General features: G+C 70.4%; 28 protein-coding genes and 1 tRNA gene. 15 read left to right on the forward strand and 14 right to left on the reverse strand.

All coding sequences use genetic code 11. The annotated features are described in order from the left end of the window. The first annotated feature begins 125 nt into the window (after positions 1–125). Positions 126–199 (forward strand) — tRNA-Leu (locus ACFWN7_RS14510). A gap of 178 nt (positions 200–377) precedes the next feature. Here ACFWN7_RS14510 and ACFWN7_RS14515 read toward each other — a convergent pair. Beyond that, positions 378–1,304, reverse strand: a complete 927-nt coding sequence (locus tag ACFWN7_RS14515) for a Ppx/GppA phosphatase family protein (protein ID WP_376939535.1) — start codon at positions 1,302–1,304, stop codon at positions 378–380. Positions 1,305–1,412: 108 nt separating this feature from the next. On the opposite strand from ACFWN7_RS14515, the gene ACFWN7_RS14520 reads away from it, so the two are divergent. The 4 genes from ACFWN7_RS14520 to ACFWN7_RS14535 are packed head-to-tail and all read left to right on the forward strand — an operon-like array spanning position 1,413 to position 5,879. Further along, positions 1,413–2,009, forward strand: coding sequence for a TetR/AcrR family transcriptional regulator (locus tag ACFWN7_RS14520; RefSeq protein ID WP_376939536.1), 597 nt, complete (start codon positions 1,413–1,415; stop codon positions 2,007–2,009). After that, positions 2,006–3,286, forward strand: a complete 1,281-nt coding sequence (locus ACFWN7_RS14525; protein WP_376939537.1) for an MFS transporter — start codon at positions 2,006–2,008, stop codon at positions 3,284–3,286. Before ACFWN7_RS14520 ends, ACFWN7_RS14525 begins: the two co-directional genes overlap by 4 nt. Further along, positions 3,286–4,548, forward strand: a complete 1,263-nt coding sequence (locus ACFWN7_RS14530; RefSeq protein ID WP_376939538.1) for an alanine racemase — start codon at positions 3,286–3,288, stop codon at positions 4,546–4,548. Before ACFWN7_RS14525 ends, ACFWN7_RS14530 begins: the two co-directional genes overlap by 1 nt. After that, the gene (locus tag ACFWN7_RS14535; RefSeq protein WP_376939539.1) at positions 4,545–5,879 is read left to right on the forward strand and encodes a D-arabinono-1,4-lactone oxidase; all 1,335 of its coding nucleotides are present in this window, start codon (positions 4,545–4,547) and stop codon (positions 5,877–5,879) included. Before ACFWN7_RS14530 ends, ACFWN7_RS14535 begins: the two co-directional genes overlap by 4 nt. On the opposite strand, the gene ACFWN7_RS14540 is transcribed toward ACFWN7_RS14535, so the two are convergent. Both ACFWN7_RS14540 and ACFWN7_RS14545 read right to left on the reverse strand, forming a co-directional pair. Beyond that, the gene (locus ACFWN7_RS14540) at positions 5,854–6,588 is read right to left on the reverse strand and encodes an ABC transporter permease (RefSeq protein WP_376939540.1); all 735 of its coding nucleotides are present in this window, start codon (positions 6,586–6,588) and stop codon (positions 5,854–5,856) included. The genes ACFWN7_RS14535 and ACFWN7_RS14540 overlap by 26 nt on opposite strands. Next, a complete protein-coding gene (locus ACFWN7_RS14545; RefSeq protein ID WP_376939541.1) occupies positions 6,585–7,430 on the reverse strand; it encodes an ABC transporter ATP-binding protein in 846 nt (281 codons plus the stop codon). Before ACFWN7_RS14545 ends, ACFWN7_RS14540 begins: the two co-directional genes overlap by 4 nt. 210 nt (positions 7,431–7,640) lie before the next feature. On the opposite strand from ACFWN7_RS14545, the gene ACFWN7_RS14550 reads away from it, so the two are divergent. Both ACFWN7_RS14550 and ACFWN7_RS14555 read left to right on the forward strand, forming a co-directional pair. Then, positions 7,641–8,207 (forward strand): LemA family protein, encoded by a 567-nt coding sequence (locus tag ACFWN7_RS14550; protein WP_130352360.1) that lies wholly within the window; start codon positions 7,641–7,643, stop codon positions 8,205–8,207. Positions 8,208–8,216: 9 nt separating this feature from the next. Next, complete coding sequence (locus tag ACFWN7_RS14555) at positions 8,217–9,092, forward strand: M48 family metalloprotease (RefSeq protein ID WP_376939542.1); 876 nt, start codon at positions 8,217–8,219, stop codon at positions 9,090–9,092. Positions 9,093–9,140: 48 nt separating this feature from the next. Here ACFWN7_RS14555 and ACFWN7_RS14560 read toward each other — a convergent pair whose 3' ends face one another. Then, positions 9,141–10,349, reverse strand: coding sequence for a winged helix-turn-helix domain-containing protein (locus tag ACFWN7_RS14560; protein ID WP_376939543.1), 1,209 nt, complete (start codon positions 10,347–10,349; stop codon positions 9,141–9,143). Positions 10,350–10,429: 80 nt separating this feature from the next. Between ACFWN7_RS14560 and ACFWN7_RS14565 the strand changes: the two genes are divergently transcribed. Then, entirely contained in the window at positions 10,430–11,653 is a 1,224-nt protein-coding gene (locus tag ACFWN7_RS14565) for an AI-2E family transporter (protein WP_376939544.1), read from the forward strand. A gap of 4 nt (positions 11,654–11,657) precedes the next feature. Beyond that, positions 11,658–12,896, forward strand: coding sequence for a threonine ammonia-lyase (gene ilvA, locus ACFWN7_RS14570; protein ID WP_376939545.1), 1,239 nt, complete (start codon positions 11,658–11,660; stop codon positions 12,894–12,896). Between the two features lie 58 nt (positions 12,897–12,954). Here the strand turns inward: ilvA and greA are convergent, their stop codons facing one another. After that, complete coding sequence (gene greA / locus ACFWN7_RS14575) at positions 12,955–13,446, reverse strand: transcription elongation factor GreA (protein WP_376939546.1); 492 nt, start codon at positions 13,444–13,446, stop codon at positions 12,955–12,957. Between the two features lie 88 nt (positions 13,447–13,534). Beyond that, on the reverse strand, positions 13,535–13,945 hold the full coding sequence (locus ACFWN7_RS14580; protein ID WP_376939547.1) for a DUF4307 domain-containing protein: 411 nt from the start codon (positions 13,943–13,945) through the stop codon (positions 13,535–13,537). A 110-nt stretch (positions 13,946–14,055) separates the two neighbouring features. Between ACFWN7_RS14580 and ACFWN7_RS14585 the strand changes: the two genes are divergently transcribed. Continuing rightward, positions 14,056–14,379, forward strand: coding sequence for a hypothetical protein (locus tag ACFWN7_RS14585; protein WP_376939548.1), 324 nt, complete (start codon positions 14,056–14,058; stop codon positions 14,377–14,379). 23 nt (positions 14,380–14,402) lie between these two features. Here ACFWN7_RS14585 and ACFWN7_RS14590 read toward each other — a convergent pair whose 3' ends face one another. After that, positions 14,403–15,167: a hemolysin III family protein gene (locus tag ACFWN7_RS14590; RefSeq protein WP_376939563.1), complete on the reverse strand. Its 765-nt coding sequence runs from the start codon at positions 15,165–15,167 to the stop codon at positions 14,403–14,405. 118 nt (positions 15,168–15,285) lie between these two features. Here ACFWN7_RS14590 and ACFWN7_RS14595 point away from each other — a divergent pair, with 118 nt between their 5' ends. From ACFWN7_RS14595 to ACFWN7_RS14610, 4 genes are all read left to right on the forward strand, one after another. Further along, on the forward strand, positions 15,286–16,071 hold the full coding sequence (locus tag ACFWN7_RS14595; RefSeq protein WP_376939549.1) for an isoprenyl transferase: 786 nt from the start codon (positions 15,286–15,288) through the stop codon (positions 16,069–16,071). Between the two features lie 58 nt (positions 16,072–16,129). Further along, positions 16,130–17,248, forward strand: coding sequence for an aminotransferase class V-fold PLP-dependent enzyme (locus ACFWN7_RS14600; RefSeq protein ID WP_376939550.1), 1,119 nt, complete (start codon positions 16,130–16,132; stop codon positions 17,246–17,248). Positions 17,249–17,477: 229 nt separating this feature from the next. Continuing rightward, entirely contained in the window at positions 17,478–18,881 is a 1,404-nt protein-coding gene (locus ACFWN7_RS14605; protein ID WP_376939551.1) for a PhoH family protein, read from the forward strand. An 8-nt stretch (positions 18,882–18,889) separates the two neighbouring features. Next, positions 18,890–19,102: a KTSC domain-containing protein gene (locus ACFWN7_RS14610; RefSeq protein ID WP_376939552.1), complete on the forward strand. Its 213-nt coding sequence runs from the start codon at positions 18,890–18,892 to the stop codon at positions 19,100–19,102. A gap of 17 nt (positions 19,103–19,119) precedes the next feature. Here the strand turns inward: ACFWN7_RS14610 and ACFWN7_RS14615 are convergent, their stop codons facing one another. From ACFWN7_RS14615 to xseA, 5 genes are all read right to left on the reverse strand, one after another. Then, on the reverse strand, positions 19,120–20,532 hold the full coding sequence (locus ACFWN7_RS14615; protein ID WP_376939553.1) for a class II fumarate hydratase: 1,413 nt from the start codon (positions 20,530–20,532) through the stop codon (positions 19,120–19,122). Positions 20,533–20,600: 68 nt separating this feature from the next. Continuing rightward, a complete protein-coding gene (locus ACFWN7_RS14620; protein ID WP_376939554.1) occupies positions 20,601–21,257 on the reverse strand; it encodes a carbonic anhydrase in 657 nt (218 codons plus the stop codon). A gap of 81 nt (positions 21,258–21,338) precedes the next feature. Then, on the reverse strand, positions 21,339–21,980 hold the full coding sequence (locus tag ACFWN7_RS14625) for a DUF4245 domain-containing protein (RefSeq protein ID WP_376939556.1): 642 nt from the start codon (positions 21,978–21,980) through the stop codon (positions 21,339–21,341). Further along, positions 21,980–22,237, reverse strand: coding sequence for an exodeoxyribonuclease VII small subunit (locus ACFWN7_RS14630; protein ID WP_376939558.1), 258 nt, complete (start codon positions 22,235–22,237; stop codon positions 21,980–21,982). Before ACFWN7_RS14630 ends, ACFWN7_RS14625 begins: the two co-directional genes overlap by 1 nt. A 104-nt stretch (positions 22,238–22,341) precedes the next feature. After that, a complete protein-coding gene (xseA, locus tag ACFWN7_RS14635) occupies positions 22,342–23,553 on the reverse strand; it encodes an exodeoxyribonuclease VII large subunit (protein ID WP_376939559.1) in 1,212 nt (403 codons plus the stop codon). Between the two features lie 156 nt (positions 23,554–23,709). Between xseA and ACFWN7_RS14640 the strand changes: the two genes are divergently transcribed. Further along, a complete protein-coding gene (locus ACFWN7_RS14640) occupies positions 23,710–24,750 on the forward strand; it encodes a 4-hydroxy-3-methylbut-2-enyl diphosphate reductase (protein ID WP_376939564.1) in 1,041 nt (346 codons plus the stop codon). Between the two features lie 25 nt (positions 24,751–24,775). Here the strand turns inward: ACFWN7_RS14640 and ACFWN7_RS14645 are convergent, their stop codons facing one another. Both ACFWN7_RS14645 and fbaA read right to left on the reverse strand, forming a co-directional pair. Then, entirely contained in the window at positions 24,776–25,408 is a 633-nt protein-coding gene (locus tag ACFWN7_RS14645) for a DUF6264 family protein (RefSeq protein WP_376939560.1), read from the reverse strand. Positions 25,409–25,415: 7 nt separating this feature from the next. Further along, positions 25,416–26,447 (reverse strand): class II fructose-bisphosphate aldolase, encoded by a 1,032-nt coding sequence (fbaA, locus tag ACFWN7_RS14650; RefSeq protein WP_376939561.1) that lies wholly within the window; start codon positions 26,445–26,447, stop codon positions 25,416–25,418. Between the last annotated feature and the right edge of the window lie 340 nt (positions 26,448–26,787).

Genomic DNA, 26,787 nt, shown 5'->3' on the forward strand with positions numbered 1-26,787 from the left:
CCCTTGGTTGGCGGGCGCGGTGTTTCTGCCTCTCCCACCGGGGGCGGGGCGGCGGGCCGGCGCGGCCGCCAACGGGGGGCGCGCTTTTTTTGGGGGGCCGGGGCGCGCCCCGGGGCGCCCCCCCCGCTCCCGTAGCCCAATCGGCAGAGGCAGGCGACTTAAACTCGCCTCAGTCTGGGTTCGAATCCCAGCGGGAGCACCGTCATGGACTGCCGGGTGTATCGGATGCCTCTCCGCCGAAGCGAGGAGATCGGCGACTCCGAGGAGGTCCGGCCGGGTGTTATGTCTCGGGACATCACAAGAGGTCCGGCCGAGGGGATCGTCCTCGGGACGCAGTTCTCCTCGAAATCGCGCGAATGGGGCCGTGGACCGCGGGCTCAGGAGAGCAGGTCGAGCCTGCGGAGGATGAGCCCTTCGCGGAGCGCCCACGGCGATACCTCGAGCTCGTCGACGTCGAAGGCGCGCATCGCCTCGGAGAGCACGACGGCGCCCGCGACGATCTGGAACGTGCGGTCGGCGGTGATGCCGGGGAGGGCAGGCCGGGCGTCGGCGGGGATCTTGGCCAGCCGCGGCGTCCAGTCGTCGAGCCCTCGGCGGCTCAGCACAGAGCGGTCGGATGACCCGACCCCCTCTTCCACGGTGCCGGCGAGCCGCGCGAGCGACCGGATGGTCTTCGACGAGCCGACGACGTGATCGGGCGAGGGCAGGGCGCGGAACGGGGCGATCGCGTCGGCGATCACCGCGCGTGCGTGGGCGCGCAGGCGATCGACCTGGGCGGGCGACGGCGGGTCGTCGGGGAGGAACTCGATGGTGGACCGGCCGGCGCCGAGGGGGAGCGAGCGCGCGACATCCGGAACCTCGTCGAGCCCGTGCACCAGCTCGAGTGAGCCGCCGCCGATGTCGAAGACCAGGATCCGATCGGCCGACCAGCCGTACCAGCGGCGCACCGCGAGGAACGTCAGGTGGGCCTCTTCCTCGCCCGAGAGCACGCTCAGGCGCACGCCGGTCTCGTCGGCGACCCGGTCGAGCACCGCCTCGCCGTTGGCGGCCTCGCGGATCGCCGAGGTCGCGAACGCGAGCAGCTCGTCGAAGCCGGCCCGATCGGCGGCGGCCGCGGCGGCCGCCACGGCGTCGACGATGGCCAGGACCCCGGCCTCGCTGATCGCGCCGTCGGGCTCGAGGTAGCGCATCAGCCGCAGCACCGACTTCTCGGATGCCATCGGGATGGGGCGCGCCCCGCGATGAGCATCGACGACGAGCAGGTGTACGGTGTTCGATCCGACGTCGAGTACCCCGAGGCGCATGCTGCGAGCGTAGTCGCCGCCGAGTGCGCAGGCGGCCACTTTCGTGCATACTGGTGCGACTGGGACGATCGTCCCACTTGATCGGCGATGGTGACGAGAGGAGGCAGTGTGACCCGCATCCCGGCACCCGAGCGGCGTACCGCGCTCATCGATGCGGCCCTGCGCGTCGTCTCGCATCGCGGCATCGCACACGCGACGACCCGGGCGATCGTCGCCGAAGCCGGCATGTCGCTCGCGAGCTTCCACTATGCGTTCGACTCGCGCGACGAGCTCATCGATGAGCTGATCACCACGGTCGTCGAACGCGAGCAGCAGGCGGTGGTGCCCGACCACGTCGCGGGCGACAGCCTGGCCGAGATCCTCGAGGCGGGGCTCGTCCGCTACTTCGAGCACCTCAGGGCCGATCCCGAGCACGAGCAGGCCATGCTCGAACTCACGCAATACGCGCTGCGTTCGCCCGAGCGGCATCCGCTCGCCGCCAAGCAGTATGCGCGCTACGCCGAGCTTGCAGAGCGATCGCTCGCATATGCGGCCGATCGGGCGGGCGCGCAGTGGCGCATCCCGGTGGCGCAGGTCGCGCGCGTGCTGGTGGCCTTCACCGACGGACTCACCCTGACCTGGCTCGTCGATCGTGACGACGACGCCGCTCTTGCGGTTGCGCGTGCCGCGGCCGACGCTCTCTCGAGATTGGCCGACGAAGCATGACGAACCTCGACGCGGCATCAGGTGCCGCGCACCCCGCCACCGCCGCGCTCGGCGAACCGACGCGGCGCGTGGGGTCCGGCTGGATCGCGTCGTTCGCGACCGTCTGGCTCGGCGTCTGGATGGCGCAGCTCACACCCGTGCAACTGCTGCTGCCCGCCCAGATCGACGCAGAGCTGCACCCCGAGAACTGGGTCGACAGCGTCGTGGCATTCGGGGTGATCTCGGGTATCGCCGCGATCGCGACGATCATCACGTACCCGCTCACGGGCGCGCTCTCCGACCGCACGACGTCTCGATTCGGTCGCCGCCGGCCGTGGATCGTGATCGGGGCGTTCGTCTTCACCGCAGCGCTCATCTCGCTCGGCTTCCAGACGCAGATCTGGGCGATCGGAGTCGTATGGGTGGCGGCATCCGTCGGCTTCTGCATCATGACCGCCGCGCTCACCGCGACGATCGCCGATCAGGTGCCGGTGAACCAGCGCGGCTTCGTCTCGGGGTGGATGTCGGCGCCGCAGGCGGCCGGCATCATCGTGGGGCTCGTGCTCGTGACCGAGTTCGTCACCGACGCGAAGCTCGGCTATGCGCTGCTCGCGGGGCTGCTCGTCGTGCTCGCGGTCCCGTTCCTCCGTCGGCCGGAGCCGCAGCTCATCGCGACCGAGCGCCCGCGCGTCACCGCACGGGGCATCATCGCCGGGTTCTGGATCAGCCCGCGCCGCTACCCCGACTTCGGCTGGACCCTCCTCAGCCGGGTCCTCGTCTCGGTCGGCAACGCGCTCGGCACGAGCCTGCTGCTCTACTTCCTGATGTTCCAGCTCGACGACGAGCACGCCGAAGACGATCTCATCGTGCTGACGCTCGTCTACATGGTCTTCGTGATCGCCGCATCGCTGCTGCTCGGCAAGCTCTCCGACCGGTTGGGCCGCCGCAAGGTGTTCGTCTTCGTCGCCTCGGCGCTGCAGGGCACGGCGGCGCTCCTACTCGCCCTCTTTCCCGACCTCACGGTCGCGATGGTCGCCGCGGGCCTGCTCGGCCTCGGCTACGGCTGCTTCCTGTCGGTCGACCAGGCCCTCGCCACCCAGGTGCTGCCCGATGCCGCATCCCGCGGAAAGGACCTCGGCATCATGAACATCGCCTCGGCGGTGCCGCAGGCGGTGGCACCCATGATCGGCGCGGCCGCCGTCGTGATGTCGGGCTCGTTCGTGCTCGTGTTCCTGTCGGGCGCAGCGTTCTCGTTCGCCGGCGCCCTCGCCGTCGCCCGCGTGCGGAGCGTGCGCTGATGGCTCTCGACCTTCGCGACCCCGGCGCCCCGGCATCGGATGCCGCGATGACGGATGCCGCACCGTGGCAGCACCCCGAACGATACTGGCCGGGGCTCACCGCCGCGACCGAGCACCTCGACGCGCCGGTGGGCGCCCTGCACCTCGGCGCCCTGCGCCATAATGCGCACGACATGGTGCGACGCGCGGCGGGCACGCCGATCCGCATCGCGTCGAAGTCGGTGCGCGTACGGAGCGTGATCGAGGCGCTGCTGGAGGAGCCCGGCTACCGCGGCGTCCTCGCGTACACGCTCGCCGAAGCGCTCTGGCTCGCTGACACCGTCGACGACATCGTGGTCGGCTACCCGACGGCGGAGCGGGGCGGCATTCGTCGACTGGCCGAAGACGCCGCGCTCGCGAGCCGCATCACGCTCATGGTCGACTCGCCCGCGCACCTCGACCTCATCGACTCCGTGCTGCCGCCCGGCCAGCGCGAGACGATCCGGGTGTGCCTCGAACTCGACGCCTCGTGGGATGCCCCCATCCTCGGCCACCTCGGCGTCCGCCGCTCGCCGGTGCACGACCCCGACGATGCCGGCGCGCTCGCCGCGTACATCACGGCGCGACCCGGATTCGTGCTCGTCGGCGTGATGTCGTACGAAGCGCAGATCGCCGGCGTCGCGAACCGTCCCCCCGGCCGCCCGCTCGACGGCGCCGTGAACCGCTGGATGCAGTCACGCTCGATGCCCGAACTCGTCGAGCGTCGGGCACGCGCGGTCGCCGCCGTGCGCGGTCACGCCGAGCTCGAGTTCGTGAACGGCGGTGGCACGGGTTCGCTCGAGGCCACGGCGGCGGATGCCTCGATCACCGAGATCGCCGCCGGGTCGGGGCTCTTCGGCGGTCACCTCTTCGACGGCTACGCGCAGTTCACCCCGGCACCTGCGGCGGCCTTCGCGCTCGACGTCGTGAGGTCGCCCAGCCCACGGCACGCGACGATCCTCGGCGGCGGCTGGATCGCGTCGGGTCCACCCGCCGCGGATCGGCTGCCGAAGCCGGTGTGGCCGACGGGTCTCGTGATGGAGCCGCGCGAGATGGCCGGGGAGGTGCAGACCCCGGTGCGCGGCACCGCGGCGAGCCGCCTGCGAGCGGGTGACCGGGTCTGGTTCCGGCACACGAAATCCGGAGAGCTCGCCGAGCATCTCACTGCGTTCGCCGTCGTCGACGGTGATGCGACCGTGGACATGATCCCGACGTATCGGGGAGAAGGGAAGGCGTTCCTGTGACGGCGAGCGGGGCGATGTGGCGGAATTGGGCGCGGACCGAGGCGGTGCGGCCGCTGCGCGTCGAGCGGCCCGCCACGGCCGCGGCTGTGCAGCGCGCGGTCGTCGCCGCCGCGGCATCTGGTCTTCGCATCAAGCCTGTCGGCTCGGGCCACAGCTTCACCGGCATCGCGGTGGCGCCGGGCGTGCAGCTCGACATCAGCGACCTCACCGGGGTCGTCGACGCGGATGTCGCGACCGGCCGGATCACGCTCGCCGCCGGCACCCGGCTGCACGCGCTGCCGGCGCTGCTCGCCCCATACGGCCTCGCGTTGCCGAACATGGGCGACATCGACCGGCAGACGATCTCGGGCGCCACGTCGACGGGCACCCACGGCACCGGACTCGCGTTCGGCGGCCTCGCGACGCAGATCGTCGCGGCGAAGCTCGTGACGGGTTCGGGCGAGTTCCTCAGCGTGAGCGAGACCGAGCGGCCCGAGCTGCTCCCCGCCGTTCGGCTCGGCCTGGGCGCCCTCGGCGTGCTCGTCGAGGTGACCCTGCAGCTCGCGCCGCGGTTCGTGCTGCACGCCGTCGAGCGGCCCGAGCCCCTGGCCGAGGTGCTCGACGGCTGGCTCGAGCGCGTGCGCGACACCGACCACTTCGAGTTCTACTGGCATCCGCACACCGACGTGGCGATGACGAAGACGAACACGCGACTGCCCGGCGATGCGCCGCTCAGGCCCCTCGGTCGCGTCGCCCGCTGGGTCGACGACACGCTCATCGCGAACGGCGGCCTGTTCGCCATCTGCGAGGTCGGCCGGATCGCTCCCGCGGCCACCCCGGCCGTCGCGCGCAGGGTCGAGCGGATCCAGGGCAGTCGCGAGTTCACCGACTTCTCGCCGTCGGTGTTCACGACCCGCCGCTCGGTGCGGTTCCGCGAGATGGAGTACGCCGTGCCCCTCGAGGCGGTGCCCGACGCGTTCCGGGAGGTGCGCGCGCTCATCGACAGGAACGGATGGTGCATCAGCTTCCCGATCGAGGTGCGTGCCGCGGCATCCGACGAGAACTGGCTCTCGACCGCGAACGGACGCGCCACCGGCTACCTCGCCGTGCATCGGTACTTCCGCGAGGACCCGACCGAGTACTTCGCAGCGGTCGAGGAGATCATGCGGGGCCATGGCGGCCGGCCGCACTGGGGCAAGATGCACACCCAGACCGCCGAGACGCTCGCGGGGCTGTATCCGCGCTTCGACGACTTCCTGCGCGTACGCGACGAGCTCGATCCCGAGGGGGTGTTCCGCAATCCATACCTCGACCGGGTACTGGGGGTCAGGGCGTCCGTCGGCGCAGGGTGATCGACCCGAGCACGATCGAGCCGACGATCCAGGCGCCGACGACGAGGAGCTTCGAGGCGATCCATTCCGCGTCCTCGTCGCCCGTCGACACCGCACTCAAGGCGTCGATCGCGTAGGTGAGGGGGAGCCACTCGCTGATCGCCTCGAGCACGTCGGGCAGCTGGTCGGTGGGCAGGAAGATGCCGCCGAGGAGCACCTGCGGGAACACCAGGAGCGGCATGAACTGCACCACCTGGAACTCGGTGCGGGCGAAGGCGCTCGCGAGCAGGCCGAGCGAGGTGCCGAGAAGCGCGTCGCAGATGGCGACCGCGAAGAGCAGCCAGATGGACCCCTCGATCTCGAGGCCGCAGACCCAGACCGCGAACGAGACCGCGATCGCCGTCTGGAAGATCGCCAGGAACCCGAACGCGAGCGCGTAGCCGAGGATGAAGTCGCCCTTGCCGAGCGGCATGGAGAAGAGCCGCTCGAGCGTGCCGCTGCGGCGCTCGCGGAGCGTCGCGATGCTGGTCACGAGGAACATGACGATGAAAGGGAACAGGGCGAGCATCGCCGGTCCGATCGTCGCGAAGACGCCGGTGTCGGTGAACATCCAGGCGACGAGCCCGATGAGCAGGCTCGGCACCACGAGGAGCAGGCCGATCGTGCGCGGGTCGTGGCGGATCTGCTCGAGCACCCGGCCCGTGGTCGCGAACGTGCGTGCCGGGTTCATCGTGCCGCCTCCGCATCGCGCTCGGGCCCGGCCTCCGAGCTCGGTCCGGCGTGCCGACCGTGGTGACGATCGATCTGCCGGTCGGGGTGCGACTCGGGGTGCAGATCGGGCTCGCCGCGGTCGATGAGCCGGAGGAACGCCGTTTCGACGTCGTCGGTGCTCGTCGCCTCGAGCACCCCGGCGAGCGTGTCGTCGGCGAGCAGCGCCCCGTCGCGCATGAGGAGGAGCCGGTCGCAGCGTTTCGCCTCGTCCATCACGTGGCTCGAGACGAGCAGCGTCGCCCCGGTCTCGGCGAGCCGGTGGAAGAGCGCCCACAACTCAACCCGCAGCACCGGGTCGAGGCCGACGGTCGGCTCGTCGAGCACGAGCACCTCGGGGGCGCCGAGGAGCGCCGCGGCGAGCGACACCCGCCCGCGCTGGCCCCCCGACAGCGAGCCGACGAGTCGCCCGGCGACCGTGCCGAGGTCGGTTCGTTCGATGACGCTGTCGATGTCGGATGCCGGTGCGCCGAGCACCCGGCGAAAGTAGGCGAGGTTCTGGCGCACCGTGAGGTCGTCGTACACGCTCGCCTGCTGGGTGACGTACGCGACGCGGCTGCGAAGCGCCGGCGAGCCGGCCGGAAGCCCGAGCACCTCGATCGACCCGGACTCCACGACCTGCACTCCGACGATCGAACGCATGAGCGTGGTCTTGCCGCTGCCGCTCGGGCCCAGGAGTCCGACGATGCGGCCGCGCGGGACCGTGAGCGACAGGCCGTCGAGCACGGGCACCCGGGCGCGCTTCACGTGCAGGTCGTGCACGACGATGGCGGGGCCGCTCGCGGCATCCGCTTCATTCATCATGTGCCGAATCATTCGCCCGGGGCCGACCGCGCGGCCTGCCGCCGTCGGGGTCCGACCACCGGTTGAACCTTCTCCACAGTCTGAGCCTACGCCCGGAGGCGGCCGGGGCTTCCCTTCGAGTCTCATGGGAAGCCCGGCCCGCGGCCAGGGGGCGTCAGTAGGATGATGGGGCACCCCGTTCATCGCCGAGAGCGCATTGGAGTCCGTGCCATGGAATGGCTCATCCCCGTCATCATCGTCGTCGCGCTCGTGGTGATCATCGGCATCTACCTCTGGGCGACGTACAACTCGCTCGTGACGCTGAACGTGCGGGTCGACGAGGCATGGAGCGACATCACCGTGCAGCTCAAGCGGCGCGCCGACCTCATTCCGAACCTCATCGAGGCGGTGAAGGGCTACGCCGCGCATGAGAAGGCCGTCTTCGAGAACGTCACGCGAGCTCGTGCCGAGACGCTGCAGGCGCAGGGTCCGGTCGAGGCGGGCGCCGCCGAGAATCACATGCAGCAGGCGCTGAAGTCGATCTTCGCGGTCGCCGAGGCGTACCCACAGCTGCAGGCCAGCCAGAACTTCCTGCAGCTGCAGGCCGAGCTGGTCGACACCGAAGACAAGATCCAGGCCTCGCGCCGGTTCTACAACGGCGGCGTGCGCGAGCTCAACACCAAGATCAAGGTCTTCCCGAACACGCTCTTCGTGCGCGGCCTCGGCTTCCACGAGCGCGACTTCTTCGAGGTCACCGAGCCGGCTGCCATCGCGGAGCCGCCGCGCGTGCAGTTCTAAGGGCCGGCGTTGTACCGAGCGATCGCCAGGAACAAACGCAACACCGTCTTCATCATCCTGTTCTTCCTCGCCGTCATCGGCGGGCTGGGGTGGCTCGCGGCGTACATCTACGGCGACCTCACGATCGTCATCGTGACCGTCGTCATCGCCGCCGCGTACGCGCTGATCCAGTACTTCACCGCCGACCGGCAGGCGCTCTCGATGTCGGGCGCGGTCCAGCTGCACAGCAAGGCCGACCACCCGCGCCTCTGGCGCACCGTCGAGAACCTCTCGATCACGACCGGAACGCCCATGCCGAAGGTGTACGTCATCTCCGACCCGGCGCCGAACGCATTCGCCACGGGACGCGACCCCGAGCACGCGGTCGTCGCGGCCACGACCGGGCTGCTCGAGATCATGGACGACGCCGAGCTCGAGGGCGTCATGGCGCACGAGCTCGGGCACGTGCGCAACTACGACATCCGCCTCTCGATGATCGTCTTCGGACTCGTCGTCGCGGTCGGCTTCATCTCCGACATGCTCGTGCGCATGGCCTTCTTCGGCCGCGGCAACAACAACGGCAACCCGGTCGTCATGATCTTCGGGCTCGTCGCGATGCTGATCGCCCCGCTCGTCGCGAGCCTCGTGCAGCTCGCGGTGTCGCGGCAGCGAGAATACCTCGCGGACGCCACGGGCGCGATGACCACGCGGCATCCCGACGCCCTCGCCAGCGCGCTCGAGAAGCTCGAGGCGTACGGCCGGCCGATGCGGCGCCAGAACTCGTCGATGGCGCACCTGTGGATCGCCGACCCGCTGAGGCCGGGCGTCATCGACCGACTGTTCGCCACCCACCCGCCGATCGCCGACCGGGTCGCGCGACTCGAGAAGATGGGCGGCGCGTTCTAACGCCCAGACGGCACTGACCGCCCGGCCCGCAGGTCCGCAGGAGGCGCCTCAGGCGGTGGCGAGCTCGGCGTGCAGCGCCGGCGTGAGGTCGCCGCGTCCGGTCACGACGACGTCGTCGAGGTGCTGCCAGGCCGCCGCGCGTCGAAGCACGGGGGCGAGCCGGGCGGCCGTGTCGGCGGGCGCACCCGGCTCGATCCACGCCGACTGCACTCGGAGCACGCGCGCCTTGCGGTCGCTCTTCAGGTCGACCCGGCCGACCACGTCGTCGTCGATGAGCACCGGCAGCGAGTAGTAGCCGAACTTGCGCTCGGGCTCGGGCGTGTAGATCTCGATGCGGTAGTGGAAATCGAACAGGCGCTCGGTGCGCGGCCGGAACCACACGACCGGATCGAACGGCGAGAGCACGGCGGCCGACTCGAGACGTCGGGGACGACGGGCGTCGCGCTGCACCCAGGCGGGCGTCGGGCGGCCGCCGGTCGTCCAGCCGGGTACCTCGACGGGCAGCAGCTCGCCGGCGTCTTCGAGGTCGCGGATGGCGGTGCGGACCTGCGCGCGCTTCATGCGCCAGTAGTCGGCGAGGTCGGCCTCGGTCGCGATGCCGAGTGCGGATGCCGCGAGCTCGACGAGAGCGCGCGTGGCGTCGGCCTCGGGCGGCGCCGTGTCGAGCAGTTCGGCGGGCAGGCCCTGTTCGGGAAGGGCGTACACCCGCTCGAAGCGCCGGCGCTCGATGCACACGACATCGCCCGTGCGGAACATCATCTCGAGCGTGCGCTTGACGTCGGACCAGCCCCACCACGGCCCGCGTCGCTCGTTGGCGTCGTGCTCGATCTCGCTCGCCCGCATCGGACCGTTGGCGGCCAGCTCTGCGCGGAGCCAGTCGGCCAGCCCATGGTTCTCGGAGACCCAGCCGCCCCAGTCGCTGCCGGCGCGACGGTACGCCTGGCGGCGGAACTCGAAGAGCGGCCAGAGCGAGCGCGGGATGAACGCCGCCTGGTGCGCCCAGTACTCGACCGTGCGGCCGCGCCGCCCACTCGTGAGACGATCGAGAACGCCGCGCTCATAGCCGCCGAGGCGGCTGAATGCCGGCAGGTAGTGGCTGCGCTCGAACACGTTCACCGAGTCGATCTGCAGGAGGCCGAGCCGGCCGACGACCCCGGCCACCGCCCGTGTACCAGGCGATTCGGGCACGGGCTTGCCGAAGCCCTGTGCGGCGAGCGCGATGCGGCGGGCGAGTGCGGGACTGACGACGTCGACCATGATGCTCCGACCCTATCCACCGCCACCGACACCGGATCATCCATGCCGCTGCGAGCATGTTCCACGCCTAGACTGGAGCGATGACGGGGTCGGACGGGCAGGTTCGAGGCAGGTTCAGAAGGCGGCCGTCGCGCCCGAGCGAGACGTCGCCACCGACGCCGGCGCATCGCGACGCGTCGGAATCCGTGCCGTTCGGCATGCGCCTCGCCGCCGCCTGGTCGTGGCGGCTCCTGCTCGTCGGCGGCGTGCTCGCAGTCGTCGTCTTCCTCATCATCCAGCTCCGGCTCATCGTCATCCCGATCCTCGTGGCGGTGCTCCTCGGTGCGCTCCTCGTGCCGTTCTCGCAGTTCCTCCAGCGTCACGCCTGGCCGAAGTGGCTCGCCGTGGCCGTGGCGATGCTGTCGGCGCTCGTCGTCGTCGGCGGCCTGCTGACGCTCGGGATCTCCCAGATCGTGCGCGGCTTCGACGAGCTTGCGGCCCAGTCCCTCGTCGCCTGGGACGACTTCCGCGAATGGCTCCTCGAAGGGCCGCTGCACATCACCGAGTCGCAGCTCAACGACTTCGTCGACCGGGCGATCGCCTCCGCCCAGCAGGACAGCGGCCTCCTCGTGAGCGGCGCCCTCTCGCTCGGATCCTCGCTCGGTCACTTCCTCGCGGGCATGCTGCTCGCGCTCTTCGCGACCCTGTTCATCCTCATCGACGGCGGCGGGATCTGGCGTTGGATCGTCGGAGTCTTCCCTCGCCGAGCACGCACGGCGGTCGACGGAGCGGGAACGGCCGGTTGGGGTACCCTGCAGAACTTCGTGAAGGTGCAGATCCTCGTCGCCACCATCGACGCGATCGGCATCGGCCTCGGCGCGTTCCTCCTGGGCGTGCCGCTCGCGATCCCCATCGCCATCCTCGTGTTCCTCGGCTCCTTCATCCCGATCGTCGGTGCGGTCGTGACCGGCGCGCTGGCCGTGTTCGTGGCGCTCGTCTACAACGGACCGCTGATCGCCCTCATCATGCTCGGCATCGTGCTGCTCGTGCAGCAGGTCGAGGGCCATGTGCTGCAGCCGCTCATCATGGGCACCGCCGTGAAGGTGCACCCGCTCGGGGTCGTCATCGCGGTGGCGACGGGCTCCCTGCTTGCCGGCATCCCCGGCGCGCTCTTCGCCGTGCCGGTCGCGGCTGTCCTGAACGTCATGATCATCTACATCTCGAGCGGCTCCTGGAAGGATGGCGCGAGCCCGCCGGTGGCCGACACGCGTGCACCGCTCTGGCGCACCGTGCCGCAGCGACCCGGCTACCAGCGAGGAGAATGAACGAGTGATCACGACCATCCCGGGGCCGAGCCTCGCCGAGTACGAACAGGCGAGCGCCGTCGTCGCGCGCGCAGCGCGGCGCACCCCCATGGAGTCGTCGCAGTACCTCGCCGAACGCTTCGGCGTTCCGGTGTACCTGAAGTGCGAGAACCTGCAGCGCACCGGATCGTACAAGCTGCGCGGGGCATTCCACCGCATCTCGGCGCTGAGCGAGGCGGAGCGCGCACGCGGCGTCGTTGCCGCGTCGGCCGGCAATCACGCGCAGGGCGTGGCATTCGCCGCGCGTGAGCTCGGCATCCGCGCCACGATCTTCATGCCCGTCGGCGTCGCGCTGCCGAAGCTCGACGCCACCCGATCGTACGGGGCCGACGTGGTGCTGCAGGGCGACTCGATCGGCGAGACCATGGAGGCGGCATCCGCGTTCGCAGCCGAGACCGGCGCCGTCGTGATCCCGCCGTTCGACCACCCCGACGTGATCGCGGGGCAGGGCACGCTCGGGCTCGAGATCCTTGAACAGGCACCGGATGCCGCGACCATCGTCGTCCCGATCGGCGGCGGCGGCCTCGCCGCAGGCATCGCGAGCGCGGCCAAGCAGCGGGCCGCCCGCGACGGGCGACCGCTCCGAGTCATCGGAGTCCAGGCCGAGAACGCCGCCCCCTACATCGCGTCGCTCGCGGCCGGCGAGCCGAGGCAGGTCCCCGTCGTGCCCACGATCGCCGACGGCATCGCCGTCTACCGGCCCGGTGAGCTGAACTTCGCGATCATCCGCGACGCGGTCGACGAGGTCGTGACCGTCACGGAAGACGATATCGCCCGCGCGCTGCTCGTGCTGCTCGAGCGGGCGAAGCTCGTCGTGGAGCCCGCGGGGGCGGTCGCCGTCGCCGCCATCATGACCGGGGCGGTGCGCTCCGACGGCCCGGTCGTCGCGGTGCTCTCGGGCGGCAACATCGATCCGCTGCTCATGCAGCGGGTGGTCGCACACGGGCTCGCGGCATCCGATCGCTATCTCACGTTGAGCATCGGGCTTCCCGACCGCCCCGGCCAGCTCGCGCGGGTCGCCGAGCTCCTCGCCGGGGCGAACGCGAACGTCATCGAGGTGCTGCACACCCGCCACGGGTCGGGCCTGCAGATCTCGGAGGTGGAACTGCAGCTCTCGGTCGAGACGCGCGGGCCCGAGCACCGCGCCTCGGTCGTCGAGGTGCTGCGGCGCGCCGGCTACGACCCGAAGATCGTCGACGAGTGAGACGAGAGAACGGCCCCGCCGCTCGCGCGGTGAGGCCGTCGGTCGTCGGTGGCGCGGGCTACTGGCCGGCCCACGTCTCGACACCGGTGATCTCGACCGAGATCTCGCGGCCGTTCGGCGCGGCGTAGCTCGTCTGCTCGCCGACCTTCAGCCCGATGATCGCGGCCCCGAGCGGGCTCTGCTCGCTGTACACGTCGAGTTCGGAATCGCCCGCGATCTCGCGGCTGCCGAGGAGGAACGTCGTCTCGTCGCCCGCGACGTTCGCGGTGATGACGGTGCCCGGCTCGACGACGCCCGAGGACTCGGGGGCCTCGCCGACCTGTGCGCTGCGCAACAGCTCGGTGAGTTGGCGGATGCGCGCCTCCTGCTTGCCCTGCTCGTCTTTGGCCGCGTGGTAACCGCCGTTCTCCTTCAGGTCGCCCTCTTCACGCGCGGCCTCGATGCGCTTGGCGATCTGCTCGCGACCGAGCGTCGAGAGCTCTTCGAGCTCGCCGGCGAGGCGGTCGAAGGCCTCCTGCGTGAGCCAGGTGACAGTGGTGTCCTGCGCCATGGTGCACTCCTGAAATACGTCGCGTCTGGATGAAGGTGTCTGTGAGAGACGTGTCGCCCCGGCGGCTGCCGGAGGCGAATCTCCTATCTTAGGTGAGCCAGCAGCGGTTAATCAAACCGGTATTGGCTTCGCGAGCGACCCGCACGGTCTCGGTGAACGCGCGCAGATGGCGGTCGGAGGCGGGGATCTCGACGACCTTCCAGCCGACGACGGTGAAGTCCTCGTCGAACGCCTGCACGATGCACGCGGTCTCGTTTCCGGGCGGCACCGAGAGGGTCCAGCTGACCTCCACGGCGCGCTCGTCGTTCATCAGCACGTGCCCGGTGTCGGTGGCCTCGACCGACGGCTTCTGGCCGTCGAGCCCGGCCCAGACGACCCACGCGACGAGCACGATCGCGAAGGCGACGGCGCCCCCGATGAGCAGCATGCGGTCGCGGGTGCGGCGGTTGCGGGTGCGGCCGTAGCGCGCGTCGAGTGCGTCGGTCTGCTGCGCGGCCACCGCCCGCTCCTTCCCGAATCGATCGTCTAGGCTTGGAATCCAGCCTAACTCGCCCGTGAAGGGAACCCGATGCTCGTCGTGCCCGCACCCTCCGCTCCCGGATCGCGCCCGTGATCGCCGTGGTGTCATCCTCGGTGCGTGCGGCGCTCGTCCGTGCAGGGGAGGAGGAGTTCGACCCGAACCTCGTCACGCCGGGAGTCTGGGGGTTCGTGCTCACGTTCGTCGTCATGCTGATCGTCGTGCTCCTCGTGCTCGACATGGTGCGGCGCATCCGCCGGGTCAACTACCGGGCCGAAGTGCGTGCGCAACTCGAAGCCGAACGCCTCGAGGACGAGCTGCGCGAGAACGAACCCCTCTCCGAGGGCGGCGCGGAGGCTCCGGATGCCCCGGGCAGGGCGCCCGGCGACGAGGAACCGCCGCCACCCGCTCGCTGAACCGTCGAGGCGGGCTCCTCCGCTCACCCCACGTGGTAGACGGGATCCAGCGCGATGATGAGCGTCGCCGTCCAATGGCACATGAAGGCCAGCACCGTGCACGTGTGGAAGATCTCGTGGAACCCGAACGTTCCGGGCCAGGGGTTCGGAGCCTTCAACCCGTAGACGATCGCGCCGAGCGTGTAGAGCAGGCCACCGATGAGCACGAGCACCATCATCGCGACGCTCGCCGCGAGCAGGTCGCCGAGGTACATGACCGCAGCCCAGCCGAGCAGCACATAGAGCGGCACGTAGAGCCAGCGCGGCGCGTCGATCCAGAACACGCGGAAGCCGATGCCGGCGAGCGCTCCTCCCCAGACGATCGCGAGCAGCAGCCAGCCCTTGTCGGGCGGCAGGGCGAGGATCGCCAGCGGCGTGTACGTGCCGGCGATGAGCAGGAAGATGTTGGCGTGGTCGATGCGCTTCAGGATGACCTTCGTGCGGGGGTTCCAGTTGAAACGGTGATAGAGCGCGGAGTTGCCGAAGAGGAGCATGGAGGTGAGCGTGAACACGACGGACGACCACTTCGCGGCTGCGCCGTCGGCGAGCACGATGAGCACGACTCCCGCGGCGATCGTGACGGGGAACGTGCCGGCGTGGATCCAGCCGCGCCACGTCGGCCTGGTCTCGGCCACCGTGCCGTGGCTGAGCGAGTCGTCGAGCAGGGGGATGTTGGGCAGGTCGGGCCCGTGCTCACCACGTGCGACCGCGGCATCCGCTTGATCGTCGGGAGCGACGGGGCGGGACATCTCGGCGGCGAAGTCGCCGGATTCGCGGCGTCGCTTGTGGCTCATGGTCACAGCGTAGGGCGTGGTCGATCACGGTCTGCTGTGAGTGGGCGGGACCCCGGAGGGGTAGCGTAGTGCCGTGCAGAAGAGCGATGAGCCACTCGGCCGCGGCATCCTCTACCGCCTCTACCAGCGGCGGCTGCGGCGAGGCCTCGAGCCTGAAGCCCTGCCGCGGCACGTTGCGATGATCATCGACGGGAACCGACGCTGGGCGAAGCAGCTCGGCTACGACTCCGCAGCCCACGGGCACCGGGCGGGCGCGGCGAAGATGCGCGAGTTCCTCGAGTGGTGCGACGACCTCGGCATCAAGGTCGTGACGCTCTACCTGCTCTCGAGCGACAACCTCGGCAACCGGCCGAGCGCGGAGCTCTCCGACCTCTTCGAGATCATCGCCGAGCTCGCCGAGGAGCTCTCGCACTATCGGAACTGGCGCGTGCAGCATGTGGGGTCGGATGCCGGACTCCCCGGGCCGCTCGTCGCGGCCCTCGACGCGGCAGAGCAGCGCACCGCCGACAAGCGCGGCCTGCACGTGAATCTCGCCGTCGGCTACGGCGGGCGCAAGGAGATCACCGATGCGATGCGCTCGATCGTGGCTTCGCACCACGCCGAGGGGCGCAGCCTCGAAGACCTCGCCGAGCGACTCACCCCCGACCTCATCGGCGAGCACCTGTACACCGGCGGACAGCCCGATCCCGACCTGGTGATCCGCACCTCGGGCGAGCAGCGGCTCAGCGATTTCATGCTCTGGCAGGCGGCGCACAGCGAGTTCTACTTCGTCGAGGCGCTCGGTCCCGACCTGCGGCAGGTGGACTTCCTGCGCGCCCTCCGCGACTTCGAGAAGCGCCACCGGCGATTCGGCGGGTGATCGCACTGCGCACAAAGCCCGTGCTCTGCCATGATATGGCTCGGAGAAGGGGGCGTACGTGACGATCGACGCATTCATCGCCGGGTTCGCAGAGGAGCCCGGCTACCTCGACTACGCCAGGGTCGGGCCCCTCTCGACCACTGCCGCCGAGGAGGTGCTGGCGTTCACGCAGGTGCTGCAGCGCGCCCGGCACGGCAGCCTCGACGCCTTCCTCGAGCAGGACGGGCGGCTGCGGGCCGCGGCATCCGCCGTGTCCGGCGTGCCCGCCGAACGGATCGTCGCGCAGCCCAGCACGACACAGGGCATCATGCATGCGATGTTCGGGCTCACCGGGAGCGTGCTGCTCTCGGCCGGGGAGTTCCCGAGCCTGACGATCGCGGCCGTGCGTGCGCAGGAGGCACTGCACACCGTGCAGCCGGTGTGGCTCGAGACCGACCACGGCAAGGTGACGCCCGGGCAGATCCGCGAGCAGCTCGAGTCGAACGTCGCGGCGGTCGCGGTGAGCCTCGTCGACTCGCGTACCGGATACCTCTGCGACATCGAGGGCATCCGCCAGGTCATCGGCGACCGGCTGCTCATCGTCGACGCGATCCAGGGCTTCGGTGTCGTCGATGCACCGTGGGAGGCCGCCGACGTCGTGCTGTCGGGCGGGCAGAAGTGGTGTCGCGCCGGGTGGGGGACCGGCATCATGTTGCTCTCCCCACGTGCGCTGGAGCGCCTGACGCCCGTGTTCTCGGGCTTCACCGGCACTGAAGAAGACGAGCCGTGGGGTGAGGTGCCGCCGCCGGCACCCGACGCACGTGCATACCGCGTCTCGAACCTCGATCCCATCGCCGCGGCACGATTCGCCGCGGCCCTCGAGGAGATCGACCGCGTCGGCGTGCCCGTGGTCAACCAGGCGGTCGCCGAGCGAGTGAGCCGCGCGATCGAACTCGCCGACGAGTTCGCCATCGCCGTCGCGTCGTCGCGCGACGAGCGGGAGCGCGCCGGCATCGTCGTACTCGAGCCCCCGGCCGAGCAGGTCACGCTCCTCACCGCGTCGCTGCACAACCACGGAGTGACCGCGACCACACGGCTCGGCACGGTGCGGCTCTCGCTCCACGCCGCCACGAGCGAGGAGACCCTCGAGATGCTGCGCGGCGCATTCGTGTCGTACAACACGGCCGCCTCGTACTGAGCGGATGCCGCGGCATCCGCTCGGCGCTCGCGTCGAGCCGAGGCATCCGCGCGTGGCTCGCCCGCGGCATCCGCTCGATCGGGTGAACGACGGGTGACGCCCCGCGTGTCGCTGACACGGATTCTCCGTCGCGGACGTACCGTCGAGGCATCGGGCAAGGCGCCCGATCGAGTCGGCTTCGCGAAGCGCTCGTTGGAGGATTCGCCGGCCGGCGCGAGAGCCGAGCGGAATGCTCGGGGCGGGAGCGGTCGTGGCCTCACTCGAAACCTCCAGGTCCGTCGGTCGAGTCTCGGGGGGTGCTGCGACCGAGCCCGTGGCGGCGACGCCCGCGCACGTCGCGCAAGGCGAGCGGACGTACGTGCTCGACACCTCGGTACTCCTGTCGGATCCCCGGGCGCTGTTCCGTTTCGCCGAGCACGCGGTCGTCCTTCCAGTCGTCGTCATCACGGAGCTCGAGGCAAAGCGGAACGATCCCGAGATCGGCTATTTCGCGAGGCAGTCGCTCCGCATCCTCGACGAACTGCGCGTCGAGCACGAGCGGCTCGACTTTCCGATCCCCGTCGGCGACGGCGGATCGCTGCACGTCGAGCTCAACCATTCGAGCCCCTCGGTGCTGCCGAGCGGGCTGCAGCTCGGCGACAACGACTCGCGCATCCTCGCATGCGCCGCGAACCTCGCGAACGACGGAGTCGCCGTCACAGTGGTCTCGAAGGACCTTCCGCTCCGTGTGAAGGCCGCGTCGATCGGCCTCGACGCGCAGGAGTACCGGGCGGAGCTCGCGCTCGATTCCGGCTGGACCGGCATGGCGGAGCTCTCACTCGGCTCGAACGACATGGCGAAGCTCTACGAGCACGAGCGGATGGAGACGGCGGATGTCGCGGACCTCCCGGTGAACACGGGCCTCGTCATCCACTCCGAACGCGGATCGGCGCTCGGCCGCGTCGTCGGCGAGCACGAGGTGAAGCTCGTGCGCGGCGACCGGGAGGTGTTCGGGGTGCACGGTCGCTCGGCGGAGCAGCGACTCGCGATCGACCTGCTGCTCGACCCCGAGATCGGCATCCTCTCGCTCGGCGGACGCGCCGGCACCGGCAAGTCGGCGCTCGCGTTGTGCGCGGGGCTCGAGATGGTGCTCGAGCGGCAGCAGCACAAGAAGATCATGGTGTTCCGGCCGCTCTACGCGGTCGGCGGCCAGGAGCTCGGCTATCTGCCCGGCGACCAGGGCGAGAAGATGAACCCCTGGGGGCAGGCGGTGTTCGACACCCTCGGCTCGGTCGTCTCCGACAACGTGCTCGAGGAGGTCGTGGACCGCGGCATCCTCGAGGTGCTCCCGCTCACGCACATCCGCGGACGGTCGCTGCACGACTCGTTCGTGATCGTCGACGAGGCGCAGTCGCTCGAGCGCAACGTGCTGCTCACGGTGCTCAGCCGCATCGGGCAGAACTCGCGGGTCGTGCTCACCCACGACGTCGCCCAGCGCGACAACCTGCGAGTCGGCCGCCACGACGGTGTCGCGAGCGTCATCGAGACGCTGAAGGGGCATCCGCTCTTCGCGCACATCACGCTGACGCGGTCGGAGCGCTCGGCGATCGCGGCACTCGTGTCGGAGATGCTCGACGGCGCCGAACTGGCCTGAGGTGGGGCATGATGGTGCCGCGCATCGACTCGGACGCGTTGAACGGGGCGTCGTACGACGCCGATCGCCGCGTACTCACGATCGAGTTCGAGTCGGGTTCGACGTACGAGTACTTCGACGTGGAGCCCGAGTTGTTCGATGAGCTCGAGGCGGCGCAGCCGCACCCTTGGCGCGTCGTCGGGACGCGGGTGAAGGAGCATCCGTACCGGCGCCTGTCGTGACGGCACTCAGCGCGGTGTCAGGACTGCGGCGGGCGTGTCATCGAGAGCAGGTCGAGTGCGCTGTCGAGCTGCGCCTCGGTGAGCTCGCCGCGCTCGACGTAGCCGAGGTCGAGAGTCGCCTCGCGCACCGTGATCCCCGCGGCGACCGAGTGCTTCGCGATCTTCGCGGCAGCCTCATAGCCGATGAGCTTGTTGAGCGGGGTGACGATCGACGGCGACATGCCCGCGAGCGCGGTCGTGCGCTCGACGTCGGCCACGAGACCGTCGATGGTCTTGTCGGCGAACAACCGCACGGAGTTCGAGAGGAGGCGGATCGATTCGAGCAACGCCGTGCCCATCACGGGGATCTGCACGTTGAGTTCGAAGGCACCGGATGCCCCGCCCCATGCGATCGTGGCGTCGTTGCCGATGACCCGGGAGCACACCATCAGCACGGCCTCGGGGATCACGGGGTTGACCTTGCCCGGCATGATCGACGAGCCCGGCTGCAGGTCGGGGATCTGCAGCTCGCCGAGGCCGGTGTTGGGGCCGGAGCCCATCCAGCGGATGTCGTTCGCGATCTTCGTGAGGCTCACCGCGATCGTGCGGAGGGCGCCGGATGCGTCGACGAGCCCGTCGCGGTTGGCCTGCGCCTCGAAATGGTCGACCGCCTCGGTGATCGGCAGCTCGGTCTCCTGCTGGAGGAGTTCGATGACCAGCTGCGGGAATCCGGCCGGCGTGTTGATGCCGGTGCCGACGGCCGTGCCGCCGAGCGGGATCTCGGCGACGCGGGGGAGGGCCGTGCGCACGCGCTCGATGCCCAAACGCACCTGGCGCGCATAGCCGCCGAACTCCTGGCCGATGGTGACGGGCGTGGCATCCATGAGGTGCGTGCGACCCGACTTCACGACGTCCTGCCACTGGTCGGCCTTCGCCTCGAGGGCGACCGCGAGGTGGTCGAGTGCGGGGATCAGGTCGTCGATGAGCGCCGCGGTGACGGCGATGTGCACCGACGTGGGGAACACGTCGTTCGACGACTGCGAAGCGTTCACGTGATCGTTCGGGTGCACGGGGGCGCCGAGCTTCTCGGTCGCGATCGTCGCGAGCACCTCGTTCATGTTCATGTTCGACGAGGTGCCGGAGCCCGTCTGGTACACATCGACCGGGAAGTGCACCGTGGCGTCGTGCCGACCTGAGATGACCTCGTCGGCCGCCTCCTCGATGGCCGCGGCGACCTTCGGGTCGAGCACGCCGAGGCGGGCGTTCGCCTGCGCCGCGGCCTTCTTGATGCGGGCGAGGGCCTGCAACTGCTGCACCTCGAGACCGGAGCCCGAGATGGGGAAGTTCTCGACGGCGCGCTGCGTCTGCGCGCGGTAGAGCGCCGATGCGGGCACCCGCACCTCGCCCATCGTGTCGTGCTCGATGCGGTAGTCGGCGGTGTTGTCCACCACGGTGTTTCCCTTCGATGTGCGAGGCCGGATGTCCCGGCGGATGCCGCTCGCGCGGCGATCGTCGTCGGTCAGACGTTGCCGACCACGATGTCGGTCTCGACGCGGCCTTCGAAGAGCCGGTAGTTCGCACCGACGATAGCCAGCGTACCCGCTGCGATCGCGTCGCTGATCATCTCGGACGACTCGACGAGCTCCGTGACGGTGTTGCGCAGGTGTTCGCGGCCGACGAAGCCGACGTCGACGTGCTCGGGGTCGAGGGCGGCATCCGCTGCACCGCCCGCGACCCTGCGCACCGCCGGCACGATCTTCTCGACCAGGCCGGCGATGTGGACGGGGAGCGGTGCCGCGTCGGCGGCCTGCGAGTCGATGGCGGCACGCACCGCGCCGCATCCGTCATGGGCGAGCACGATGATCAGCGGCACGTGCAGCAGGCCGACCGCATACTCCAGGGAGCCGAGCGCGGACGGCGTGACCACCTGCCCGGCGTTGCGCACGACGAAGGCGTCGCCGAGGCCCACGTCGAAGATGATCTCGGCGGCGAGGCGGGAGTCGCTGCAGCCGAAGATCGTGACGAGCGGGCGTTGGGTGTGCGCGAGGGAGGCACGGCGCTCGACGTCCTGACGAGGATGCAGCGGCTTGCCCGCGACGAAACGGTCGTTGCCTCGGCGCAGTTCACGCCAGGTCGCGGCCGGGGTCTGCGGGCGTTCGGTCGGCTGCTTGCTCACGGGCGGTCCTCTGCTCTCGGGGTTGCGTCGTGTCGGGGTGGCGTCGTGGCGGGTTCGTGTCGTTCTCGGGGTGGCGTTGTCTCAGCGCTGCGCGTCGATGAACGGGGCGAGGGCGGCGGCCAGCACCTCGAACTCCTCGGGCGCCGCGGTGCCGAGCAGCACGAAGGTGCTGCCACCCGCTTCGGCGGTGAGGCCATACTGCGCGTTGCCCACGTCGTCGCCCGAGCCGCGATTGTCGTAGACCGTCCACTCGACGCCCTCGATGGCAGTGGTGCCGGTGGCGAGCGTGCGGGCGAGAAGACCCGCCACCCAGGTGGGATTCGCGTCGATCCCCTGGTACATGCCGACGTACTCGTCGCCCGGGGTGAGGTAGCCGGCGTACCAGGCGGTGACGCCGTCGACCTTCGAGGTGCGGAGCTCGGCGGCGTTCGCGCGCCAGGATTCGGGAAGCTCGGGCACGGCGAGCGGATCGTCGCTGGCGACCTGTGCCTGTTCGGCGACGGATGCCACGTCGACGTCGCGCTCGAACGCGGTGTCGCTGCGCGGCACCAGCAGCACGATCACGAGCACGACGAGCAGGCTCGCACCGAGCGCGAGCACGAGGTTCTTCACCGTCTGCCGCTGCCTGTGCAGGCGCGAGTTCTCGGCCTGGCGGGCCGCGGTCTCTTCAGGCGTCTCAGGTCGACCGAGCTCGGCGACGACGCGGGGGGCGCGACGGGCCATCAGCGTGCGCCGGAGTCGTCGGATGCCGCGGATGCGCCGGATGCTGCGCCTGCACGGGCGGCGTCGAGGCGCGCCTTCGCGCCGATGAGCCACTCCTCGCACCGGGAGGCGAGGGCCTCGCCTCGCTCCCACAGCGCGAGCGACTGCTCGAGCGTCGCGGAGCCCTGCTCGAGCTCGGCGACGACCCGCACGAGCTCGTCGCGCGCCTGCTCGTAGCTGAGTTCGGCGACATCCGGCGTGGGGGGCATGGCTCCCATTCTATTCGGCGCCGCCGACGCCGTGATCCGGCCCGGCGGAGACCGCGCCGAGCGTGCACTCGGCGCCCGAGGGAGGGCGAGAAGTGCACTCTCGACGGCCGCCGTCACTCCGCGCCGTCGGATCTCGCCCGGATCGCTCCCTCAGCCAGCGCGATGCGCAGGATAGTGGCGGCCGGTGCATCGACGGCTCGCCGAATCACCTGCCCGTCGGCGCCCTGCACGATCGCGTACCCGCGGTCGAGCGTCGCCTGCGGCGAGAGGCCCCGGAGGTGGCCGCGCAGTTCGCCCACGCGAGCGGTCTGCCGCTCGATGCAACGCTCGACGAGCTCGGTGCCGCGGGCGACCCAGCGGGTGAGGTCCTCGGCGCGCCGGTCGACGATCCAGCCGGAGTCGGCGAGCGCGGGTCGGGCTCGAAGGTGCCCGACGCGGTCGATCTCGCGGGTGAGCATCGACGCGAGGCGCATGCCGAGACGGGCGCGCGCCTGCTCGACGCGCACGAGCTCCTCGGCGACGTCGGGCACCACGCGCTTCGCGGCATCCGTGGGCGTGGAAGCCCTGAGATCGGCGACCTCGTCGAGGAGCGGGCGGTCGGCCTCGTGGCCGATCGCGGAGACGATGGGGGTGGATGCCGCGGCCGCCGCCCGCACGACGCGCTCGTCGCTGAACCCCAGCAGGTTCTGGAAGTCGCCGCCGCCGCGCGCGACGATGATGACCTCCACCTCGGGATCCGCGTCGAGCCGCCGGATGGCCGCGACGACCTCGGGGGCGGAGCGGTCGCCCTGCACGGCCGCATAGGCGACCCGGAACTCGACGCTCGGCCAGCGCAGCCGGGCGTTGCGCACGACGTCGCGCTCGGCATCGCTGTCGCGGCCCGTGACGAGCCCGACGACCCCGGGCAGGAACGGCAGCCGTCGCTTGCGGCCCGCGTCGAAGAGTCCTTCGGCGGCGAGTTGCGCACGCAGGCGTTCGAGCCGCTCGAGCAGGTCGCCGAGGCCGACGTGCTTCAGGTCGAACACCTGCATCGACAGTGAGCCGCCCTTGACCCACCAGCTGGGCTTGACGAGCGCGATGACGTGGTCGCCCTGCGTGAACTGCTCCGACAGGCGGGCGCGAACCGACGACCACATCGTGATCGAGATCGTGGCATCGGCTTCGAGGTCTTTCAGCTTGCCGTAGACGTTGCCGCCCGACACGCCCCACTGCGTGAGCTCGCCCTCGACCCAGACGGTGCCGAGGCGGTCGAGGTACTCCTTGAGCTTGCCTGAGAGGAGCGCGACCGGCCAGGGGGCTTCACGCGTCGCCGGTGCATCCGTCATCGAGTCTCTCCGCTTTCTCCGGCCTTGTCCGGTCGCGTTCTCCGGCCTTCTCCGGCCGCGTTCTGCGGCCGCTCGTGCCCGGCGCCCGCCCAGCATCGTCCGCGTAGGATGGACACTGTGACGAGCACCACGGATGCCCCGCGAATCGGCCTCGGCATGCCCAGGGTGCCGGGCGTGCGCGGCCGGCTCAAGGATATCCCCGTCCCCGGACACAAGCGGGTGCTGCTCGCGGCCCCCCGCGGCTACTGCGCCGGCGTCGACCGTGCCGTGATCGCCGTCGAGAAGGCCCTCGAGCACTACGGCGCCCCGGTCTACGTGCGCAAGCAGATCGTGCACAACATCCACGTGGTCACCCAGCTCGAGCAGCAGGGAGCGATCTTCGTCGACGAGGTCGACGAGGTGCCCGAGGGCGCCCACATCGTCTTCAGCGCGCACGGCGTGTCGCCGGCCGTGGTGAACGCCGCCTCCGACCGAGGCCTGCACGCGATCGACGCGACCTGCCCGCTCGTCACGAAGGTGCACCGCGAAGCCGTGCGGTTCGCGCGCGACGACTACGAGATCCTGCTCATCGGCCACGAGGGCCACGAGGAGGTCGAGGGCACCGCGGGCGAAGCGCCCGACCACGTCACCCTCGTGAACAGCCCCGACGACGTGGCGAACATCGAGGTGCGCGACCCCGACAAGGTCGTGTGGCTCTCGCAGACGACGCTCTCGGTCGACGAGACCATGGAGACCGTGCGGCGGCTGCGCGAGAAGTTCCCGAAACTCGCCGACCCGCCTTCCGACGACATCTGCTATGCCACCCAGAACCGCCAGGTCGCCATCAAGAAGGTCGCACAAGACGCCGACCTCGTGATCGTCGTCGGCTCCGCGAACAGCTCCAACAGCGTGCGCCTCGTCGAGGTCGCCCTCGAGTACGGCGCGAAGGCCGCCTACCGGGTCGACTACGCGAGCGAGGTGGAGCAGGAGTGGCTCGACGGGGTCGCGACGGTCGGCGTGACGAGCGGGGCATCCGTGCCCGAGGAGCTCGTGAAGGAGCTGCTCGACGCACTCGCCGACGCCGGCTACGGCGAGGTCTCCGAGGTGAAGACGGCCGAGGAGGACCTCATGTTCTCGCTGCCGAAGGAACTGCGCCGCGACCTCGCCGGCAACCGCGACGCGCGGGCGCTCGGCGGGCGAGGTCGGTCGGCCCCCTAGGCCCCAGGGCGCGGTCGGGTCCGCCTCAGGCGCCGACGCGACTCAGGAACTGGAAGAAGGCCGGGTCGCTCGCGAAGACGATCATGCTGGCGACGAGCACGACGGTGAACGCCGCGATGCCCGCGACGACGGGCACCCACCATGCGAGCCGTCCGGCGCGGATCCGCGCGCGCGACCACAGCATCGCCCCGACCCAGAGCGTCGCCTGCAGGACCACGCCGATCACGATGACGGCGGGCACCGCAGGTCCGGCAGTGAACGACGTCGGCGCCTCGGTGCCGAGCACCGACGCGGAGAGCCGCGCCGACTCGAGCACGCTCTGCGGCAGCAGGATCAGCGTGAGGGCGTTGTAGACCGCGCCGAATGCGCCCAACACGAGAAGTGCGACCGTCCACGCCCGATCGGTCGGGTGCGCGGCCGCGGCCGGAGCGCCGGCAGCGCCCGCCGGAGACATCGCGGGCGCCGACTCCGGCGCAGGCGCGGCATTCGTCACCGGCTCGTCGGCGGGCGGCCGCCACGTCCACCCCTCGGGGGCGTACTCGCCGTACCGCGGGCGGGGACGCTCGTCGCGCGGCGCAGCGGGCACGGCGGGAACGCCATCGGTCGTCGGCCGGTCGGGCGACTCGTCGGGCGTTCCCGCGGCGTGCTGCTGCGACATCCGGAACCTAGGCGCTGATCGACTGCCCGGCGGAGCCGAGCTGGCGGGTCGATTCGCCGACGCGCACGGCCATGGCCGACTCCGCGACCTTGCCCCACGCGCGCGGGTCGTACTGCTTCTTGTTGCCGACCGAACCGTCGACCTTCAGCACGCCCTCGTAGTTGTCGAACATGTAGCCGGCGACGGACCGGGTGAACGCGTACTGCGTGTCGGTGTCGATGTTCATCTTCACGACCCCGTTGCGCACGGCCTCGGCGATCTCGTCGTCGGTCGAGCCCGAGCCGCCGTGGAAGACGAGGTCGAGGGGCTTCGGGCCGGTGCCGTACTCGGCCGCCAGTCCGTCTTGGATCTCCTTGAGCAGCGCGGGGCGGAGCTTGACGTTGCCGGGAGCGTAGACGCCGTGCACGTTGCCGAAGGTGAGTGCGGCGATGTATCGGCCCTGCTCGCCGAGGCCGAGCGCCTCGACCGTCTGGATCGCGTCGTCGAGGGTCGTGTAGAGCGCTTCGTTCGAGCCCTCGTGCTTGACCCCGTCTTCCTCGCCGCCGACGACGCCGATCTCGACCTCGAGGATGGCGTTGATGTTCTTCATGCGAGGGAGGATCTGCTTGGCGAGCTCGAGGTTCTCGTCGAGCGGCACGGCCGAGCCGTCCCACATGTGCGACTGGAAGATCGGGTTGCGACCCGCCTTGACCTCCTCCTCGGAAGCGGCGATGAGCGGGTACACGAAGTCCTCCAGCGCGGGCTTCGGGCAGTGGTCGGTGTGCAGCGCCACCGTGACGGGGTAGCTCTTCGCGACCTCGTGAGCGAAGCGGGCGAAGGCGAGCGCGCCGGCGGCGCGGGCCTTCACGGTGTGGCCGGCGAAGTAGTCGGCGCCGCCGGTGGTGACCTGGATGATGCCGTCGGAGCCCGCCTCGGTGAGACCCTGCAGCACCGCGTTGAGTGTCTGCGAGGAGGAGACGTTGAACGCCGGGAAGGCGAAGCCCTTCGCCTTGGCGGTGTCGAGCATCTCGGCGTACTGCTCCGGGGTTGCGATGGGCATGGTGCTCCTTCGAAGTGACAGTGGGTTGGGCACGAGTCTATCGAGTCCCCGTCAGGGCCTCAGGAGTCGACGGATGGCTGCGCGCCCGCTCTCTTCGTGCCCTGTTAAGAACCCCGATTCTTTCAGTGTCATTCGACCGCGCACCACCCCTGCGACGGTGGTGGTTGCCTAGGCTGGAGGGGTGCGGTGCGCTCTGCCCGCGGGCGGTTCCAGAGATCGGAGCCGGAGGCTCGGCATACGGGAGGACCCTCGATGAACAGCACCGAAACCGCAAGCCCCTACCTCCACCCCGATCGCAACATCGCGCTCGAGCTCGTTCGGGCGACCGAGGCGGCCGCGA

It is taken from the genome of Agromyces sp. NPDC058484 (genome assembly GCF_042720415.1).
GTDB lineage: Bacteria > Actinomycetota > Actinomycetes > Actinomycetales > Microbacteriaceae > Agromyces.

Excerpts from the sequence above, each read along its gene's own strand:
- ACFWN7_RS14515 (WP_376939535.1), bottom strand. The coding sequence starts at position 1,304 with ATGCGCCTCGGGGTACTCGACGTCGGATCGAACACCGTACACCTGCTC.
- ACFWN7_RS14525 (WP_376939537.1), top strand. The coding sequence starts at position 2,006 with ATGACGAACCTCGACGCGGCATCAGGTGCCGCGCACCCCGCCACCGCC.
- ACFWN7_RS14530 (WP_376939538.1), top strand. The coding sequence starts at position 3,286 with ATGGCTCTCGACCTTCGCGACCCCGGCGCCCCGGCATCGGATGCCGCG.
- ACFWN7_RS14540 (WP_376939540.1), bottom strand. The coding sequence starts at position 6,588 with ATGAACCCGGCACGCACGTTCGCGACCACGGGCCGGGTGCTCGAGCAG.
- ACFWN7_RS14545 (WP_376939541.1), bottom strand. The coding sequence starts at position 7,430 with ATGATGAATGAAGCGGATGCCGCGAGCGGCCCCGCCATCGTCGTGCAC.
- ACFWN7_RS14550 (WP_130352360.1), top strand. The coding sequence starts at position 7,641 with ATGGAATGGCTCATCCCCGTCATCATCGTCGTCGCGCTCGTGGTGATC.
- ACFWN7_RS14560 (WP_376939543.1), bottom strand. The coding sequence starts at position 10,349 with ATGGTCGACGTCGTCAGTCCCGCACTCGCCCGCCGCATCGCGCTCGCC.
- ACFWN7_RS14565 (WP_376939544.1), top strand. The coding sequence starts at position 10,430 with ATGACGGGGTCGGACGGGCAGGTTCGAGGCAGGTTCAGAAGGCGGCCG.
- greA (WP_376939546.1), bottom strand. The coding sequence starts at position 13,446 with ATGGCGCAGGACACCACTGTCACCTGGCTCACGCAGGAGGCCTTCGAC.
- ACFWN7_RS14590 (WP_376939563.1), bottom strand. The coding sequence starts at position 15,167 with ATGTCCCGCCCCGTCGCTCCCGACGATCAAGCGGATGCCGCGGTCGCA.
- ACFWN7_RS14605 (WP_376939551.1), top strand. The coding sequence starts at position 17,478 with ATGCTCGGGGCGGGAGCGGTCGTGGCCTCACTCGAAACCTCCAGGTCC.
- ACFWN7_RS14610 (WP_376939552.1), top strand. The coding sequence starts at position 18,890 with ATGATGGTGCCGCGCATCGACTCGGACGCGTTGAACGGGGCGTCGTAC.
- ACFWN7_RS14625 (WP_376939556.1), bottom strand. The coding sequence starts at position 21,980 with ATGGCCCGTCGCGCCCCCCGCGTCGTCGCCGAGCTCGGTCGACCTGAG.
- ACFWN7_RS14630 (WP_376939558.1), bottom strand. The coding sequence starts at position 22,237 with ATGGGAGCCATGCCCCCCACGCCGGATGTCGCCGAACTCAGCTACGAG.
- xseA (WP_376939559.1), bottom strand. The coding sequence starts at position 23,553 with ATGACGGATGCACCGGCGACGCGTGAAGCCCCCTGGCCGGTCGCGCTC.
- ACFWN7_RS14640 (WP_376939564.1), top strand. The coding sequence starts at position 23,710 with ATGCCCAGGGTGCCGGGCGTGCGCGGCCGGCTCAAGGATATCCCCGTC.
- ACFWN7_RS14645 (WP_376939560.1), bottom strand. The coding sequence starts at position 25,408 with ATGTCGCAGCAGCACGCCGCGGGAACGCCCGACGAGTCGCCCGACCGG.
- fbaA (WP_376939561.1), bottom strand. The coding sequence starts at position 26,447 with ATGCCCATCGCAACCCCGGAGCAGTACGCCGAGATGCTCGACACCGCC.